The sequence below is a fragment of the Paeniglutamicibacter kerguelensis genome (assembly GCF_017876535.1).
GTDB lineage: Bacteria > Actinomycetota > Actinomycetes > Actinomycetales > Micrococcaceae > Paeniglutamicibacter > Paeniglutamicibacter kerguelensis.
In genome coordinates this window covers 3,736,815-3,753,942 of the sequence record NZ_JAGIOF010000001.1, presented here as the reverse complement: position 1 = coordinate 3,753,942, position 17,128 = coordinate 3,736,815, and the positions used below count along the sequence as shown (strand labels likewise).

The 17,128-nt window shown below is 57.7% G+C and carries 14 protein-coding genes; 8 read left to right on the top strand and 6 right to left on the bottom strand.

Annotation, left to right across the window (positions count from 1 at the left end; translation table 11 throughout):
* Positions 1-34 precede the first annotated feature (34 nt).
* Positions 35-628: a recombinase family protein gene (locus JOF47_RS17045; RefSeq protein ID WP_210000605.1), complete on the top strand. Its 594-nt coding sequence runs from the start codon at positions 35-37 to the stop codon at positions 626-628.
* A gap of 193 nt (positions 629-821) precedes the next feature.
* Positions 822-1,469: a recombinase family protein gene (locus JOF47_RS17040; protein ID WP_342592824.1), complete on the top strand. Its 648-nt coding sequence runs from the start codon at positions 822-824 to the stop codon at positions 1,467-1,469.
* Positions 1,470-1,656: 187 nt separating this feature from the next.
* Here the strand turns inward: JOF47_RS17040 and JOF47_RS17035 are convergent, their stop codons facing one another.
* The 4 genes from JOF47_RS17035 to JOF47_RS17020 all read right to left on the bottom strand — a co-directional run bounded on the left by JOF47_RS17035 (position 1,657) and on the right by JOF47_RS17020 (position 6,545).
* Positions 1,657-2,631: an HNH endonuclease gene (locus JOF47_RS17035; RefSeq protein ID WP_210000604.1), complete on the bottom strand. Its 975-nt coding sequence runs from the start codon at positions 2,629-2,631 to the stop codon at positions 1,657-1,659.
* Positions 2,632-3,095: 464 nt separating this feature from the next.
* A complete protein-coding gene (locus JOF47_RS17030; protein ID WP_210000603.1) occupies positions 3,096-4,325 on the bottom strand; it encodes a hypothetical protein in 1,230 nt (409 codons plus the stop codon).
* A gap of 716 nt (positions 4,326-5,041) precedes the next feature.
* Positions 5,042-5,872, bottom strand: a complete 831-nt coding sequence (locus JOF47_RS17025; RefSeq protein WP_210000602.1) for a hypothetical protein — start codon at positions 5,870-5,872, stop codon at positions 5,042-5,044.
* Positions 5,865-6,545 carry a helix-turn-helix domain-containing protein gene (locus JOF47_RS17020; protein WP_210000601.1) on the bottom strand — a complete coding sequence of 227 codons (681 nt, stop codon included), beginning with the start codon at positions 6,543-6,545 and terminating at the stop codon, positions 5,865-5,867. Before JOF47_RS17020 ends, JOF47_RS17025 begins: the two co-directional genes overlap by 8 nt.
* Before the next feature lie 1,159 nt (positions 6,546-7,704).
* On the opposite strand from JOF47_RS17020, the gene JOF47_RS17015 reads away from it, so the two are divergent.
* From JOF47_RS17015 to JOF47_RS17000, 4 genes are all read left to right on the top strand, one after another.
* A complete protein-coding gene (locus tag JOF47_RS17015) occupies positions 7,705-8,244 on the top strand; it encodes a hypothetical protein (protein ID WP_210000599.1) in 540 nt (179 codons plus the stop codon).
* Positions 8,237-8,854, top strand: a complete 618-nt coding sequence (locus tag JOF47_RS17010) for a hypothetical protein (protein WP_210000595.1) — start codon at positions 8,237-8,239, stop codon at positions 8,852-8,854. Before JOF47_RS17015 ends, JOF47_RS17010 begins: the two co-directional genes overlap by 8 nt.
* Before the next feature lie 113 nt (positions 8,855-8,967).
* The gene (locus JOF47_RS17005) at positions 8,968-9,303 is read left to right on the top strand and encodes a hypothetical protein (protein ID WP_210000593.1); all 336 of its coding nucleotides are present in this window, start codon (positions 8,968-8,970) and stop codon (positions 9,301-9,303) included.
* On the top strand, positions 9,296-10,522 hold the full coding sequence (locus JOF47_RS17000) for a hypothetical protein (protein ID WP_210000590.1): 1,227 nt from the start codon (positions 9,296-9,298) through the stop codon (positions 10,520-10,522). Before JOF47_RS17005 ends, JOF47_RS17000 begins: the two co-directional genes overlap by 8 nt.
* 208 nt (positions 10,523-10,730) lie before the next feature.
* Here JOF47_RS17000 and JOF47_RS16995 read toward each other — a convergent pair whose 3' ends face one another.
* Complete coding sequence (locus JOF47_RS16995; protein WP_210000588.1) at positions 10,731-11,354, bottom strand: recombinase family protein; 624 nt, start codon at positions 11,352-11,354, stop codon at positions 10,731-10,733.
* A gap of 294 nt (positions 11,355-11,648) precedes the next feature.
* Between JOF47_RS16995 and JOF47_RS16990 the strand changes: the two genes are divergently transcribed.
* Positions 11,649-14,801, top strand: coding sequence for a DEAD/DEAH box helicase (locus JOF47_RS16990; RefSeq protein WP_210000585.1), 3,153 nt, complete (start codon positions 11,649-11,651; stop codon positions 14,799-14,801).
* 37 nt (positions 14,802-14,838) lie between these two features.
* Here JOF47_RS16990 and JOF47_RS16985 read toward each other — a convergent pair whose 3' ends face one another.
* Positions 14,839-15,618, bottom strand: coding sequence for an IclR family transcriptional regulator (locus JOF47_RS16985; RefSeq protein ID WP_210000583.1), 780 nt, complete (start codon positions 15,616-15,618; stop codon positions 14,839-14,841).
* A gap of 121 nt (positions 15,619-15,739) precedes the next feature.
* Here JOF47_RS16985 and JOF47_RS16980 point away from each other — a divergent pair, with 121 nt between their 5' ends.
* On the top strand, positions 15,740-17,125 hold the full coding sequence (locus tag JOF47_RS16980; protein WP_210000580.1) for an SLC13 family permease: 1,386 nt from the start codon (positions 15,740-15,742) through the stop codon (positions 17,123-17,125).
* Positions 17,126-17,128: the final 3 nt, after the last annotated feature.

Below are 17,128 nucleotides of genomic sequence, written 5' to 3'. Positions count from 1 at the left end.
TGGCATCAAGGGATTTCTGAGTCAAAATGGCGGGGTGAGACATTTGGGATACACGCGGGTGAGCACCTCGAGCCAGGACGCGCAGCTGCAGCTCGACGCGCTGGTCAAGGACGGGGTGCAGAAACGGGACGTGTTTGCCGACGTCACCTCCGGCAGCAGGACCGCGATCGAGCGCCCCGGGATGAAGAAGCTCCTGGAGTATGCCGAGTCCGGCGACACCGTGGTCGTTTGGCGGGTCGACCGGCTGGGGAGGTCCCTGATCGATGTCCTGAACACCGTGAACCTGCTGCGCGAACGCGGCGTGAACGTCCGCTCCATTTCGGACGGGATCGACCCGGCGACCTCGACCGGGCGGATGATGCTGAACCTACTGGCCTCCCTGGCCGAGTACGAGCGCGAGCTGATCGTGGAGCGCGTCAACGCCGGGATCGCCGCGGCCCGGCAAAACGGCACCCGTTTCGGCCGGCCGCCCTCCGATCCCACGGTGATCGCGGACAAGCTCGCGATCGCGAAGGAGGCCCGTGCGAAGGGACGCACCGCGGAAGACGCGGCACGCTTGGTCGGATGGAGTCGCGCGACGCTCTACCGCCACCTCGGACAAGACTCCGGATCCGTCAAGAGCCAGTGATCCCTGGTGCCCCAGGGGAGTGCAGTGTGCTTCTGAACGACGCATGCCCGAAGGGGTCGACCTCCGCGAGCGTCTTCAACCTCACCCGCACCCGAAGGCCCGCAGCCAGGAAGAACTACGATCACGTGCTTAGCGCCAACCGCTGTACCGATGGTCCGGACACCCTCGGAGTCTCCGTGCCCACCCTCTATCGGTGGGTGCCGGCAACAGTCGCTGCGGGGGCTCCGACGCAATAGCCGTTGCTGTTTGGTGCAGACGCCTTAGAGAAAATGACATCAATCTCATCGGCTACGCCCGCGTCTCCACCAACGGACAAGACTCCCAACTCCAACGGGACGCCCTCGAAACCGCCGGATGCGGCCGGATCTTCGAAGACAAAATCTCCAGCCGCGCCACCGCCCGCCCGGAGCTCGTTGAAGCCCTCGACCACCTCCGGCCAACGGACACCTTGTGCGTATGGAAATTGGACCGTCTCGGCCGGTCGGTGAAGGAAGTACGGACCATCGCCGAAGGCCTCCACGACCTGGGAGTCGGCCTGCGCATGCTCACCGGAACCCTGACGGGAACCTACAGCCCGACCGGGGAAGGGAAATTCTTCTTCGTCATGATGGCCGCGTTCGCCGAACTCGAGCGCGACATGATCCGTGAACGGACCATGGCCGGCCTGGCCGCAGCCCGTGCCCAAGGCCGCACCGGCGGCCGCCCCACCGTCATGGATGCCGATACCCTCGCAGCCGCCCGAGCCAGACGCGCCAACGGGGAAAGCCACACGCAGATCGCCAAAGCACTGGGAGTCTCCCGTGCATCCATTTACCGCCACCTGCCCACCGGCAACACCTGAACCATGCCGCCCAAACAGATTCCTTGGCGCCAACCACTGTTCCCCTCCAGATCGGGCCCGTCCGCACCGTTATCGCAGACCACCGCGCCGCCATCGGCCCGACCTCAACCTGACGCCGCGAGCTTAGCGTTCAATTTCCCGCCGTTACTACCAAGACCCCGATCCCGACTGTGGGGAGGGCCTGACTTTAAGGGCCGGGGTGGATACTTGACTTCGCTCCGGCATTCCAGCGGCGTTGGAGCCACTTCGGGTTGGGCGGAAATTTGGTGGGTTTGCGCAGCTTGACTCCGTCGTAGGGCATAAGTTCTTGGGCGAGTGCCTGGTCAGCGCCGACTTTACTGTGGTTCACGTGGACTACCCCGTCGGGTGCAATCCGCAGATATCCGTCTTCGAAGGCGCGGTCTACCAGCGTCGACAGGCAGATACCATTTGTGGGATCCAATCGGATGGTGTGATCTTCACTCCACGGCACAATATGTGAGGCAACGAGGAAGTGCGGGGTATTGATTCCAGTCAGTGCGCACGCGTACCCATAGTCGGACTTCACGCGGTTGGCGAAAGCTCTCTGGGCGCTTCCTCTGGTTTTTTGGTTCGCATAGCGGTCTGGCGAGCTTGTCTCCAGGTCCGAAACGGAATAGTCTCCCTGATCCATGCGATCTGCGAATTTCCGGACCAATAGTTTTTCGGTGGGGTACCTCTCCGCTGCGCTGTCCTCCACGGGGGGCGTCGTGGGGGCAAGAAGGACTTGACCCAAGAGGTCCAGGATTCCCTGCGACGCGCGGCGTCGCCCTCGGACCGGGCCCGGTAGTCCGGCGTTTTCCATCGCGGAGAGACCCAGGAGCCTCCGTTCGTTGCTGTCTAGCACGCGTACCAGCTGAAGAGCCATCCAGGTCTTGTGCACACGCGCCTTGCGGGCAGCTTTGTTGGTCCAGGAGCTCTTCCCGTCCGGGAGTCCCGTCTCGGTCACGATGCACTGGTGGGTCAGCGCCTGCGTTGGCTTGGTGGCATACAGGAAGACCGTGTCACCGAGCTGCACATGTGCGTTCGTCGTCTCTGACCACCAGATCTCGTCTTGAGTGGTGAATGCTTCTTCTGCGTCGAAGTTTGCGGCGTTGGAGGCAAATAGCCATACCTCTCCCGGGGATGAAACGTTGGACGTCATGTTCTGCGGCCTTTCAAATTGACGCTTTCGATCCGCAAGACCCTCGTATCAGTTGCGAATCAAAGCTGGTTGAAGGGTACCTGAAATCCTGCCGCCATTGTGCGAGAGGGATGATTGGCGGGGCGCTTCGGGCTCCACGCTGACAACGGCGCATATGGCTATTTGAAATGATCCAGAGCGACGTCCCTGCGACAGCGAGCGGCGGATACCTCCATACGAGAGTTCCTCCGATGACAATCCGGTTGCTCTTCCTCTGACTGGAACGGGTCCGGCCTCTCAATAGACCGTGGGAGGGTCGAAGCCGCCGGCATTGGGATTCCCGAGCCTGGGGGCGAGTGCAGCCGACTTCTGGCGGTGAAACCGTTGTCGTCTGGAGCGCTGAGATTGCGGGTAAGGAAACTCGCTGGGGCGAGCTTACCGATATGAATTGGTACGCTCGCCCCAATGTTGAGCAAAACCGGAGTCTACTTGCGGACCTTCACCGCTCCCGAGTACTTGGTGTTTGCGCTGAATCCGAAGGAGTCCTTGACCTCGGCGACCGGGTGGCAGGTGGTCTTCAGGCGCAGGGTCTTTCCGACATCGGCGCGGGCAGCCTTGTACGTAAGTTTGGTGGCTCCCTTGATGTTCTTGGTGTTCCGCTGCCACTGGTAGCTGCACTTGGAAATCACGGGGTTCCAGCTGTGGGACTGTTTGTCACGGGCGGCGGTAGCTCGCACCGTTTGTCCCTTGCGGGCGGTCTTCTTCGACACGGTGGGCTTCGTGAAATCGATCTTGCCCGGCGTATGGAGTATCAGGGAAATAGTGTTGGTCACCCAGAACTGTCCTAGCTTGCTTTCCTTCCCGGCGGAGAGGGCAGCCATGCCTGTACCGTTGGACGACACGGAGCGGACGTTCTTGGTTCCGGGATTCCATCCGATAGCGGCGCGCGCGGTAAAGGCACCGTATCTGTTGCGTATCTCAGCAGGGATCTTGTAGGTTTGTCCCTTCTTCAATTTCGTGAGCGTCTCGGTGTGGACTTCGACGACCGCCAGGGAGGTTGACTTCCGCAAAGGCTCCAGCGACGGCGCGTTGTCACTGAACAGCGTGAGTCTTTCCAGGCTCGGGAGTGCCGCGATGGATTCCATATCGACAGTTGAACGGCCAACGTCCAGCGCTAGGGAAGTCAGCTTTTCGTCACTGGCCAAACTGCTAAGGTCATGCGGTTTACTGGTTGCCATCGACAACCGATCAAGATCCTCAAGTGTGGCGATGTGCTCGAGCGAGGAGACCGTGGTCGTCCCGGTGCTCAGCGCCGTAAGTCGCGGGAAATCCTTCACAAAGGCAAATGTCGGGTCGCTTACGCCAATCCCCATGTGCAGGGTGGTGATGCCAAGATCCTTGAGCTTGGACATGCCGGTGATCTTCAGCGTTTTGTCGTCACCGAGAAGGTTGAGCCACCGCAGGTTCTTCGCAGCTGACAGGGGTGACACATCGGCAATGTTCCTGCAGTTGATGAAATCTGTGCTCTCCAGGATCCTCGGGGTCAGTTTGCGGTCATTGATATCGGTGCATTGTTTGTAGATGTTGTTTGCCGCGGCGTGGGCCGGCGCCGAGGCTCCGACGAGAGCGCCAGCGACCAGAGTTGCTGTGGCGGCCAGCGTAGTGATTTTCCTGATCATGTTTCTCCAAAATGGGCGTTTGATGAGTGCAAACAAGCCTACCCAAGGGGAGGATTTCGGCGGCCCAAAATACGTAGATGACGCGGGCCTATGGGGTTACAAGATTGATGGCGCGATTCGTGGCAGGGACCCCTGCTTTTGGTTGCGCGGGTGCGCTCAGCCGTTAGATGTCTCCGGCTTCCAGGCGCTTCGCCTTGCCTCGGGTTGCCACGTATTTTCCTGAAATGCTCATTGGATGGATGATTAATGCATCATCCGCTCAAATCTGGATACCCGGAATCCAGGGGTAGTTGTTGGCTCCTTCGGGAATATTTACACCCGTTGCGTCGGGGTAGGCGCCAGGAAAACGCGTGACATCGTTTTTTGGGGTCTGTTTTCCATCGCATCAAAGGATGGTTTGATGAGACCGTCGACTGGAACGGAGTGACAAGTTAATAGGGCGCAGGATTCACTGGTGGAAGCAAATTTGACCGTCCCAACAACGTGTCTGACGCCCATCCTTCGCAAGGAACACCGACCGGGCCTTTTATGAGATCCCAGGCTGGTGCCGTGCTGATGCTTGGGTGGCAATCGCACTTCTGCGATCGAAGGCGGTGCCTTTCTTCCGGAAGCCCTTTTCGGCGAGACCGATGTGCCGTTATCCCGGAATTCATGCTTCGTACAGTGTCACGCATGAATTCCGAAACGTTTCCGGCTGGCATTCAACGCATAATTCCAAGCGAGTTATGCATTTGTTCGGGTACCCGATCCAGCTAGTGCCCGGTGTTCGGTCCCAACCCGCCGGGCAACCCCGTCGGGAGCGCGAAGTCCTGCGGGTTGGTGGCCAGGATGCGCAGGGCGTCCTGGCCGTGGGTCCGGTCCTTTTCCTCCAGCATGAGCCAGGACGGAAACAACGGGTCGGCCAAGGCCCGGTGCAGGGTGATGATCCGGCTGCGATCGCTGCCCTTCAATTCCGGCACCAGCCCGAGCGGGTCCTTGAGCGTGGCAGTCAGCACCGCCGCATCGTCCAGGTGGCGGCGCCCGTCGCGGGAGTCCTCCCTATAGGCCGCCCCCTTCAGGACCAGCGCGCCAAGCGTGTTGGGGATGCTGACCCTCACGGCTCCCTCGCCGGTGTCGATGCTGCAGTAGACGGTTCGCTGCAGGGCCTGTGTCCCGGCGGGGACCCGGAACACCTCCCGCCGGCCCAGGAACAGCGGCGGCTTGGCCACCCCGTGGTCGGCGACCATGACATCGATCTGCTCGGTGCCCCGCACGAAGCGGTGGGCCGGGGCGTCGCCATCGATCGAGGCCTGCAGGCTGTATCCGAGCGTGCGCAACGTTTCGGTGAGTTCGCCGGCGGTAACCGAGCCCGTTTCGACATGCAGGATGATGTCGACGTCGGAGGTCGGCCGGGTGACGTCCATTCCCGCGACGGCGGCGTGCAACTGCACCATGAGTCCGCCGACCAGGGTCCATTTGCTGGCGGGCAGCGCCCGGGCCAGCTCGAGGCACTGCGGCCAGGGCGAGCCCCATCCGCCCGGAGGCGTGGGGGCTTCCCAGGTGGGGCGGTCCCCGTCCCGGTCCAGGCTTGTTGGTTCAGCCATGGAGCAGTTCCTCGAGGACGCGGATGCCTGCGGAGCGTTCCCGGGTGGACAGGGAATCCATCAGGTCCACCGCGACCGCGGCCAGGGGGGTTCGGCCGGAATTGAACGGTTCGGCGAGGGCCGTTTCACGGATCACCACGTTGCCGTTGGGGTCCTCGACCATGCCCAGTGCGGTGGCAAACTTCTCGCCATCCCCGGCCGTTGCATAGCCCTCGGCAAACCCGCCGCCGCCGGAGAGACCGAAGCGTGCGGCCGTTTCCTCATCGTGCATCGCCGAACCCGCGGTCGGCATGAGCCGTGGGCGGAGCAGGTCCACGGCCGCCGGGGTTGCCCGGTAGCGCTTCACCGCGGCGCGGTTCCTGGCCAGCAGGTGCACGTCCTCGGCACGGATTTCACCCAATCGGGTCTTCAGGCGGTATTTTTCCGCCGCGCTGATCCATGGTGTTTTCTGCCCGGAGAGCAGGCACAGGGCCGCCCATGCCGTCTTGGGGCTCCACAGCCTGCCGGCATGTTTGCCGGAATCGGCAACCCGCTGCAGGGAAGCGGGGTCGATGAGCAGGGTGCGGCCGGCGGTGCCCGCGCCGGTGAGCCGGCCCGTGCGCAGCATCTTGCGCACCGCGACATCGCTGATGCCCAGGCGGTCGGCCGCTTCCCTCGTTGTCACAGAATCCATACATAAAGGTTCTCATAAAAGAACCATTGTGTATACTCAATTCGTCTGATCATTGACCAGCACGGGAAGCCTATGGTCCATTGGGCGCGATGGGGGAGCCGGCTAAGGCGTCGGGCCGAAGCGAGAGTGAGCGTAGTGTTTGCAACCGTGCTGGACGACTGGGTGACAAAACGCTGACTTATGTTTACTGGAGTTGGCCGATGCTTCGAGGCCTACAGCCTCGTAGTGGTGTTGGTGTTGGTGTTGGTGTTGGTTGGCATAGGACCTCGTACCCCTTGCCATCTTGAATGAGATTGGCTCACTAACAGTGTGCCGCGCCAACCAGCGCCTGCCCTGGGTGTGGTTCGACAGAGGAATGACCAATCTCTTGAAGTCAGGATGCCCGCCTCGGGAGTCATCTCTTTGAATCGAACAAGGTAGGCAACATGACCATCATTGGCATTGATCCGCACAAATCTTCCCTGATGGCAGTAGCCCTGGATTCCCAGGGAGCGGTCCTATAGGCCAAAGAAGATGGGGGGTGATTTTGGTTGTTCTCGTGAGATGAATGGCAAGCCGAGGAATCGTCAACCTGAAACATCCACCGAAACCTCAACGAGTCGAAACACAGGACATGCCATTTCGAGCCAATCCGACGTTGGAGACAGGTAAGAATCTGAGATTTTAAGTAATCAGTGAACTCAATAGATTGGAATGGAACGTGAAGAAGGTACCGGAGGTCAGAGGCGACCCGGACTTGTCTCGAGAAGCACCTGCAGGGCTTGTTCGCCTAGGTCATCAACATCAAATGCAGCGCGGTTCAGCTACACCACGATCCGCTTGCATATTCTGGGCGTCGTGCAGACGCGCACTCAGAAATCTTTAGAAAAGGTCGGGACGTGCTGGCATAATTCCGTACAACTTGCTATGGGAAGATTATAGGACTGTGGGCTGAATGGTCTCAGCGCCTGAGTCGCACGGACAAGAGGAAGATCGGAAAAACACGATAAAGGCCCTAGAATTACCCTACTGGTATCACTACCAGTACTGCGCTCTAGGCGTCCGTCGTGAATACAGAAAAAGAATTTAATTCTCTTTTTGTCTGCGAATAAGACGAGTGAATCTGATTATAATAAATCAGTAAGTTTCAAAGATGTTTATATATAATAAGGAAGGTAAAATGAGTGATCCAATTGAAATCGATGATGCAATAATTCTTCTCATCGGTTCAGGTTCACCGAAGAACCCGGGCGGATCTTTGAGCGGCATTACCAGGCTCGAAAAACTCATATTCCTACTTGAACGAGAAACGAATAGCAAGAATTGGCTTGACCAAGATGCTGATTTCGAAGCGTACAACTTCGGCCCATTTTCTCAAAAAATATATCAAGCAGTGGATACACTTGGTGCCGCAGGATTACTGCTGGACTCCTCAAAGGAATCATCTGATACTACCGACTCCTGGGAACAGCGAGAAGGGATCGGGTTAAATCCCGACCCGTACTCCACCAGAGACTTTCAGTTGACCGATCGAGGATGGCGATACTTCAACGCGCTCAGCGGAGAATTATCGAAAGATGCTCTAGATGAGCTCCGAGACTTCAAGAATCAGTTTGTCAATTTACCCTTACGTCAATTAATACGTTATGTATATATGAAATATGATAATTTCACAACAAAATCCATTATCAGGGATGAAGTGCTAGGTGATCGTGCCTAGTCTTACTCAGTTAACTGAATTAGTAGCTCGTGATATTCCAAATATGGATCTTGTTCTGAGCCTTGGGGTAGTCCTGACCATATTTGGCATCGGGGGGTTCGTCAGTGCTGTTCACATGAGGGAAAAGAATAGGGAACGCCTGACTACCAAAGTTAGGATTGCGTTCGCGGGGCTTACCGAAAACGCCTTCGGCGCCTTAGAGCAACTGCGAGAAGAAATAAATTTGATACTCCCGCTTCACGATGCCCTCTTTGATCCATTGACTGTTATTGCAGAACCCAGCTCCGCAATCAAGCCAGCCCAGAAGAGTATTAAGCTGATAAAAGAACGCCAAAGCATTTCAAAGAATCTAAAATATTTATTAGTCTCATGTAGTATTATAAAATATTCACTATTAGCCTTTCCGATATTTTGCGGAACAGCTACAATGAGTTATTGGCTAAATTACAGTGATAAAATGCAGTGGATGACATTAATAGTCATGACTGCAATTGTTGCCACATTACTTGTATTGGTTTTCCTTTGGTTTGCGTTCTTAGATCAACGTATCCAGCAAGGAATTGAGGATGGAGTAGTGCCCGAGACTGTTGAAATCCGAGGAACGCGATGATCGCGTTTGCCCGTCATGACGCCGCGTTTGATACGAGAGGTGAGTCCCGCATGATGCCCATACTCGTAGACTTTCTGAGGGCGCGAAGATGGCTTCGAGGAGACACCGTCTTGGTGCGCGAATTTCCAGTTAGTGGTCGACGGGTAGATTTAGCGGCTTTGACAAAGAGCGGCGTGCTCAGTGCGTTTGAACTCAAACTGGATGACTTTGGACGCGTGCTGGAACAAGCGGTATATAACCGCCAAACTTTCGATAGATCATGGATTGTAATTGGCAGAACCCCGCGCGATTCTAGCCTCAACGATGCGTCGCGCTTCGGGGTAGGTGTGATTACGATCATTGGTGACCAAGCAAAAATCCTGGTGACTCCAGGAACCCCTTCCTGCGATCGAACTGCACGAGATCGGTCAGTCGTAAGACTCAAGTTAGTTGGAGAAATGAATGTTTAATAGTTTTCAGCACTACTTAAGTTACGGCTCAACTGATCAAGCAACAATGAGAGAGTTGAAAGATTCGTTTAATGGCCTTATCGTGCCTGGTACTATCGCTGCTTTTCAGTCTGAAGGAACCAAAGGTTTTGTTCTGACACTTTCGGCGCGATCTAAAGAGCCTTACGTAATCGATTCTCGTTTTCCGCTTTTTCAAAATAAGCTAAAGAAGCCAAAAAAATCACACCAAATGTTGGCTGAAATTTTGGGTGTTTCCCATGTTCTATTGAAGGACGGAGGGGTGACCCCTTCCGATTTTACCAAAGATATAATTAAAACTATTGCCATAAATTGGCTGAAGTTTAATATTAATTTTGATAATGTTCAATCAAAAACATTTGATAAATATGCGAAACGTTTAGGCGAGAAGATATTATCGGAAGATAAGGAGCGTCCGTTGTTCGTCTTGCCTCCGTATCTAATGGCGAAGCAAGCCGACGATGGTTGGGCGCAGGTTTCTAATGCTATTTGGGAAGCAACCGTAATCGAGGCCAGGCATGTCGAGGAATTAGGTTTGCTTCGTCGCGTTATTGCGGCCGAGTCTCCCCGCGTATGGTCGGAACTTGCCGCGCAAGTTGATGATCGCGAGATCGTTGCTTGGGTCAGTGACTTAGATGAATTTCGAGTTGGATCAGAACGGGATTTGGTTGACTACGGCGAGGCAATTAAGGCCGCGGCCGCGAGGGGGCAAAGCGTTTTTGCATTGTACGGCGGATTCCTGGCCGTTCTTTTTGCTCGATTCGGTTTGACGGGGGCTTCTCACGGGATTGGGTTTGGGGAACATCGTAACTGGGTCGAGTTGCCTTCGTCAGGGGCACCGCCCGCTCGATTCTATCTTTCTATTCTGCATCGTTATGTGTCAGTGGACATCGCCCAGATCCTCTACGAACAGTTTCCCGATCTCGTCGCATGCGCTTGCCTGGAATGCGAATCGAAGTCCCCAATTTCGCTGGAATACCATTCCCTTATGCGGCATTCGGTTTATGCGCGTGCGCGGGAAATCCAAGAATGGTCGCAATTGTCGACAGCCGATGTGACTGGACGATTGCTAGCGGACTATCGAAGGTTCAACGATGCAGTTGAATCGCTTAATCAACCTCAAAAGGTTATACAACGCCTCGAAGACAATAGCCTTCATTTACCTATGTGGGCGCGAATACTGGAGTCAATAGAGCATTAACTCGACCGTGAGTTGCCGGGGTGAATGCAAAGAGAATTTTTATGCCAACTCCGTGCAGTTTGTCGACGTTTTATGGCTATCCATCCGAAAAACATTTTTGTCGGTGAATTGGGAGGAAAGTCGCACAGGTATACCGGTTGTTCAGGTTCCCCGGTCAAGGTCCAGTCGGGGAACTTGACCCTGGTGTTCTGCATTTTGGTTTGCATCCTCACGTGCTGGGACTGTCCTCGTAGTCGCTATTAGGAAATTTCAGCACTTTCGATGGTGTCCGTTGCACGATGCGGTACACCGTACTCCGGGCGACCCCGAACAGCTCGGCGATTTCCGCGCTGGTGTGCTGGCCTCCGCGGTGGAGGGCGACGAGGTGCTTTTCCTGGGCCTTCGAGAGCTTGGGCTGCTTGCCGCGGAGCTTTCCCTTGGCCTTGGCGATTTGCATGCCTTCGCGGGTGCGGGCGCGGATGAGGTCGGATTCGAATTCGGCGACCATGGCCAGGACGTTGAAGAGGAGTTTGCCGACGGGGTCGGTGGGGTCGTGGATGGAGCCGCCGAGGCTGAGCTTGACGTTGCGCTTGGTGAGGTCCTCGACGATGTCGCGGGCGTCGGGCAGGGAACGGGCGAGGCGGTCGAGCTTGGTGACCACCAGGGTGTCGCCGGCGCGGCAGGCGGCGAGGGCTTGTTGGAGTCCGGGGCGTTCGCGGTTGCGTCCGGTGAGGCCGTGGTCGACGTAGACCAGGTCGTCCGGGACGCCGAGGGCCTTGAGGCCGGCTTGCTGGGAGCTGAGGTCTTGTTGGTTGGTGGAGACGCGGGCGTACCCGACCAGGTGCGGTGACATGTCTCGAGTGTAGCGTTTGTGTCACCTGACCGGGACGGTTTTGCGGGCTGGGTATACGCGAATCCGGGTTCCTTGAATTTTCAATGTTTTTGAAGGCCGGATTTTTGGTGCCCGGGTGTCGCGGTGGGGGATCCTCATAAAGAACTCAGCTGCGGTTTCATCTGCGCAAGTAACTAGATTTGAAGATGTGTGTCTGCCCAAAATGACTCCTACCTCGAAACTCGGGAAACGTTGGGCTGTCCATGAATTGTTGCGGGACCGCGAGCTGAAGCCTATTTCTAGTAGCCTGGCAGGATGGACACTCCCGGAGTAAATAGCGAGTTCGACTTGGGTGAAGGAATTTTTGAGAGCTTGCTGACCGATCGTCTGGCAGAGAGGCTTGAGCCCCTTAACGGCTACAAGTGGTCCGTGGAATCGGTCGCGGTCGAAAACGCACCGGGCGAACTGGCTCGTTTCCTCGGACACGCGATTGAAGCACGGTTGAGTGTGCTCGAAGCTGATCAAATGATTACGCTGACCAATCAGCTGCTTGACCTTGTCGGGCACGCTGAAGACGTGCTTCCTGGGCCTCAGAAGCTCATGGAGCTGCAACGCGACAATGGTGTTCGTGTTCGGTCGTTCAAACGCCCGCAAACCTCATTGAGTTCTGCAGCCTTGCTTACGAACAGTCGCGAAGACCCGCAGCTGGCCGCTGAACTACGGGCCGAACTTTCCTCAGCGGATCGTGTTGACCTGTTGTGCGCCTTTATCAAATGGGAAGGGCTGAGACTGCTTTCGGAGTCGCTTGAGGCGATCAAGGACCATGGCATTCCGATACGGGTCATCACTACGACCTACATGGGCGCCACCCAACGCCATGCCATCGACGAATTGGTTCGCCGTTTCGGTGCAGAAGTCCGCATCAACTACGAGACGAATGCGACGAGACTTCACGCGAAGGCATGGATGTTCCACCGCAATTCGGGATTTGATACCGCGTACGTTGGAAGCTCCAACCTCAGCAGGCCGGCGCTGCTTGACGGCCTCGAATGGAATGTCCGGCTCTCGGGTGCGGCGACGCCAGGACTACTGCAAAAGTTCGCGCTGACCTTCGACAGCTATTGGGAAGACGACGCCTTCGTTCCTTACGATCCCGATACGGATGCAGAGCGGCTGGATTCGGCGTTGAAACGTGCCGGTGGAACGACGGCGGAGCGGATGCTCGGATCCACCGGGCTTGAAGTGCTTCCGTTGCTTCACCAGAAGGAGATGCTCGAAGAGCTCGACGCAGCCCGGACCAACCGCAACGAGCATCGCAATCTCGTGGTTGCCGCAACTGGGACCGGCAAGACAGTCCTGGCAGCGCTGGACTACAAACGACTGTGCGAAGCGGCTGGACAGCAGCTCACGCTCTTGTTTGTGGCACACCGCAAGGAAATCCTTGAGCAATCCATGAAAACGTATCGCAAGGTCTTGGGCAAGGGATCCTTTGGCGAGATGTTCGTCGATGGGCAAAGGCCTGTGGCGTGGAAACACGTGTTTGCCAGCGTCCAGTCCTTGGCAGCACTTGGACTCTCCAAAATCGACCAACAAGCCTTCGACGTCGTGGTGATCGACGAATTCCATCATGCCGAGGCGACCTCGTACCGCAAGCTCATTGAACACCTGTTGCCGAGCGAATTACTAGGACTCACGGCAACACCCGAACGCGGCGACGGCATCAATGTGGCGGATACCTTCTTCGATGGTCGCATTGCCTCGGAGCTGCGGCTGTGGGACGCACTCGACGCCGACTTGCTGGTTCCCTTCCACTACTTCGGGGTGGCGGACGACGTCGACCTCAGCGCCATTGAGTGGAAGCGAGGGTCCTACGACCTGGAGCAGCTGAGCAACGTGTACACCGGCAACGACATGCGTGCGCTGAAGATCATCAACGAACTTCGCGACAAGGTGCTCAGCACCTCCATGATGCGAGCGCTGGGTTTCTGTGTCTCGGTCCAACACGCAAACTACATGGCGAAGGTCTTCAACGAGGCTGGCATCCCTTCGGCGGCGGTTTCGGGAAACTCGAGCACCGAGGAACGCGAGGAAGCGCTGGCCAAGCTGCGTGCCAGTGAACTGAACTGCATCTTCGCCGTCGACCTCTTCAACGAGGGACTCGACGTGCCGGAGATCGACACGATCCTCCTGCTGCGTCCGACCCAGAGCTCGACCATTTTCCTCCAGCAGCTCGGTCGTGGACTCCGTCGAGCCGACGACAAGGCAGTGCTCACCGTGCTGGACTTCATCGGGCAACAACGCCGGGAGTTCCGTTTTGACGTCAAGTACCGCGCCTTGCTGGATGTTCCACGCAAGAAGCTGGAACGCATCATTGATGACGGTGCGCCCGGGCTGCCCTCCGGATGCCAACTCATGCTTGACCGGGTGGCGCGCACCATCGTGTTGGATAACATTCGTTCCCAACTCAAGCTCAACAAGCCAGCGCTGGTTCGTGAGATCAGGTCGCATGGGTTGCTTGGACTGGACGACTATCTTGAAGAATCCGGCCGGGACGTCAAGGACATCTACCGCAAAACGGGGGCTTCCTGGACAGATCTGATTCGCCGGGCAGGACTGGTCTCCGCGCGCTCGCCATGGGAGGAAAACCTGGTTGAGTTCGGCGTCGCCCAGCAGGACGAAGAGCGGGACCTGCTCAAGCGGGTCACGGGTTTCCTTCACGTTGATGATGCCGAGCGTGCCGAGGCATATTCCGACCTGCTCTCTACGGACGCCCCACGCTATGCGGAACTGGGGGATCGGAAACAGGTATTCGCGCGCATGCTGTTCTTCACGTTCTGGGACAACGGCGGAGGCTTTGCCACCTACGACGACGGGCTAGATCGTATTCGTGCCAATGGGTACCTGGTTCAGGAGCTGCTTGCTGCATTCGCGCGTGGAGTGGCTCGAAGCCCGCACGCGCCGAAGGGGCTGCCGCTGGGATTGCAGCAGGTTCCGCTGTACTCCCACGCCACGTATCGGCGATCCGAGGTGCTCGCGGCGCTTGAATATGGTTCCTTGGAACAAGGCAAGGGGGTCAATCACCGCGAGGGCGTTGCCTGGTGCTCACAGGCGAGTGCCGATGCTCTCTTCGTGACGTTGGACAAGGACGAGTCCGTTCACAATCCCAACACGCTCTACAAGGACTATGCGATCAGCCCGCGTCTTTTCCACTGGGAGTCGCAGAACGCAACGTCACCAACCAGCCCGACTGGCCGACGCTACTTGAACCGCAAGGACCACGATTCACACATCCTGCTTTTCACACGCGACGTTGCCAAGGATGCTGACGGGATGGTTGTGCCCTTCACCTGTTTGGGTGCAGTCGACTACGTCAAGCACCAAGGTTCCAATCCGATCGCAATTACATGGAAATTGCAGCGCGAAATGCCTGTCAACGTATTCACTTCGGCCAACGCCGTGGCGCGCTAAGGCAAAAACGGCCTTGGCTGCCAGTTCGTTGTCCACCTTAATGGCGAACGCGCCCCGCTCCGCCCAATGAGCGTTGTCCCAGTAGGTCACTGATTTCACGGGCAGTCCTCGCCACCGCGGTGCCATAATCTTCAAACTTCGCAGCGACGATTCGGCTGGAAGGCCCGGAAATCGACACGCAGCCGAGGGGCTTTCCGGCGGAGCTGACGATTGCCGCTCCCACCGACGTGATTCCACTGCTCAGCCCCTCTGCGTTGATCGAATAACCGCGTTCCCGGGATTCCCTGATGAGCTGCCAAACGCTACTGGGTTGGGTTTTCGTTTGGTCGCTGACCTTCTCGAGTGAGCCGCCCAGGATGTCGTGCACATATGCATCCGAAGACGCTGCGAGAAATGCCAATCCGGTCGCCGAGGCGTGGAGTGGAATCTGGGTACCCAGAGCCAGGAAGGCCCGCAGGACGTGTGGCGTATCGAGGCGTTCAACCACGACCAATGCGTCGCCATCGGGGACACACAAGTGAACGGTTTCCTGCGTGTCCAGCTGCAGGCCGTTCATTGGACCGATGGCCACATCGCGGAGATTTGCGCCTATGCTTGCCCTCGCGGTGACGGCGTAGGCGTGGATGGTCAATGACCAGGCCGCATCTCTCGACTCGCTCTGTGCGACCCAATTCAGCTCCTTCAGGGTGCTGAGCATGCGCAGAACCGTTGCCTTCGATGAATCCAGCTGTTTGGCAATATCCGAGAGCCCGATGGGCTGGTGCAACGAAATCGTCTCGATGACTTTGATTGCCGTCACCACGCTCTGCGTACTCATTTAGATGTTTACCGATCTTTCCTTGACCAACCACGGGTTGTGATATAGCTTACATCCACATTCCAGAAATGAACCGTTGGTTCACTGGATGAACCATTCCCGCTGTTGTGAAAGGTTAAGCATGCTTTCTCAAGTTCTTGCTCTATTGATCTTCGTGGGGATTTTCGCGCTGGCAACCCTGCGCAAGGTCCACCTGGGCGTCATCATGTTCGCCGCAGCAGCGGGAGTCGGTATCTGGCTGGCCGATATGAAGCTCAGCGAGGTGATCGACGGTTTCCCGATCTCCATCCTCGTGTTGCTGGTGGGCGTCACCTACTTCTTCGCGATCGCCCAGGCGAACGGGACGGTGGATCGGATCATCGAAGCCGCCATCGCCAAGGTGGGCGACAACGCCTTCATCCTCCCGGCGGTCTTCTTCGCGCTCACTGCCGGCATCTCCGCCATGGGATCTCCACTTGCGGGTTTGGTCATGACTCCCATCGGAATGCCGCTGGCCAAAAAGTACGGAATCGACAGGATGCTCATGGGCCTGGCGATTGGCTGCGGCCTGAGCGCAGGCGGCTTTGCACCCACCAGCCTCTTCGGAATCGTCACCTACGGCACCGCCCACTCGGTCGGCATCGACCTGAACCCGCTGGTTCTCTTCGGCGTGGCACTCGGCGCCAACCTGATACTGCTCTTCGCCGCGTACGTGATGTTCGGCGGCTTCGGATTGCTCCGCTCGCAGAAGACCGGCGGCCTGGGCAACGCCGCCATGCCGCGCTTCAGCAACAGGAAGCCGCTGCCGGCCCACCCGTTCGAACGCGAGGGCCTGACCGAACGCAGTCGCCAGGCGGCGCAGGCCGGCGTCCAGGTCCTTGAGACCGTCGATGTCCCGGTTGAGCCGCGCGCCAAGATGAACGCCACCCAGCTCGTCACCGTCTTGTGCATGGCCGGCCTGGTGGCAAGCGTCATTGCCTTGGCAGTGTTCGACCGCAACCCGGACATTGGCGTCCTGTGCTTTGCCTTCGCAGCGGTCATGACACTCGTCGACCCGAAGACCGGCAAGACCGCCGTCACCAAGATCGACTGGTCGACGGTGCTGATGGTCGGAGGAATCATCACCTTCGTGGGCGTCCTGCAGAAGATGGGCGCCGTGGACATGCTGGGCGACGCTGCAAGCCAGATCGGCACGCCCCTGATCGCGGCACTTGTCATTTGCCTGATCGGCGGCCTGGTCTCGGCGTTCGCGTCGACCACCGGCATGCTGGCGGCGCTGGTTCCCCTGGCAATCCCGCTGGTCGCCTCGGGCGACATCGCCGGATGGGCGGTCATCGCGGCACTCGGCGTTTGCTCCTCGATCGTGGACGTCTCCCCGTTCTCGACGGTCGGCGCAACCCTGGTGGCAACCGTCGACGAAGAGGAACGGCCCCGGATCAACCAGCTATTGACCCGCTGGGGACTGTCAATGGTGGTTGTCGGCCCACTGCTACTGGTGGGTGCACTCGTCGTACCGACGATGCTTTAGCGC

What these genes read in the sequence shown, in the direction of transcription:
- JOF47_RS17035 (WP_210000604.1), bottom strand. Translation starts at nt 2,631, where the DNA reads ATGACGTCCAACGTTTCATCCCCGGGAGAGGTATGGCTATTTGCCTCC.
- JOF47_RS17025 (WP_210000602.1), bottom strand. Translation starts at nt 5,872, where the DNA reads ATGGCTGAACCAACAAGCCTGGACCGGGACGGGGACCGCCCCACCTGG.
- JOF47_RS17020 (WP_210000601.1), bottom strand. Translation starts at nt 6,545, where the DNA reads ATGGATTCTGTGACAACGAGGGAAGCGGCCGACCGCCTGGGCATCAGC.
- JOF47_RS17015 (WP_210000599.1), top strand. Translation starts at nt 7,705, where the DNA reads ATGAGTGATCCAATTGAAATCGATGATGCAATAATTCTTCTCATCGGT.
- JOF47_RS17000 (WP_210000590.1), top strand. Translation starts at nt 9,296, where the DNA reads ATGTTTAATAGTTTTCAGCACTACTTAAGTTACGGCTCAACTGATCAA.
- JOF47_RS16995 (WP_210000588.1), bottom strand. Translation starts at nt 11,354, where the DNA reads ATGTCACCGCACCTGGTCGGGTACGCCCGCGTCTCCACCAACCAACAA.
- JOF47_RS16990 (WP_210000585.1), top strand. Translation starts at nt 11,649, where the DNA reads ATGGACACTCCCGGAGTAAATAGCGAGTTCGACTTGGGTGAAGGAATT.
- JOF47_RS16985 (WP_210000583.1), bottom strand. Translation starts at nt 15,618, where the DNA reads ATGAGTACGCAGAGCGTGGTGACGGCAATCAAAGTCATCGAGACGATT.
- JOF47_RS16980 (WP_210000580.1), top strand. Translation starts at nt 15,740, where the DNA reads ATGCTTTCTCAAGTTCTTGCTCTATTGATCTTCGTGGGGATTTTCGCG.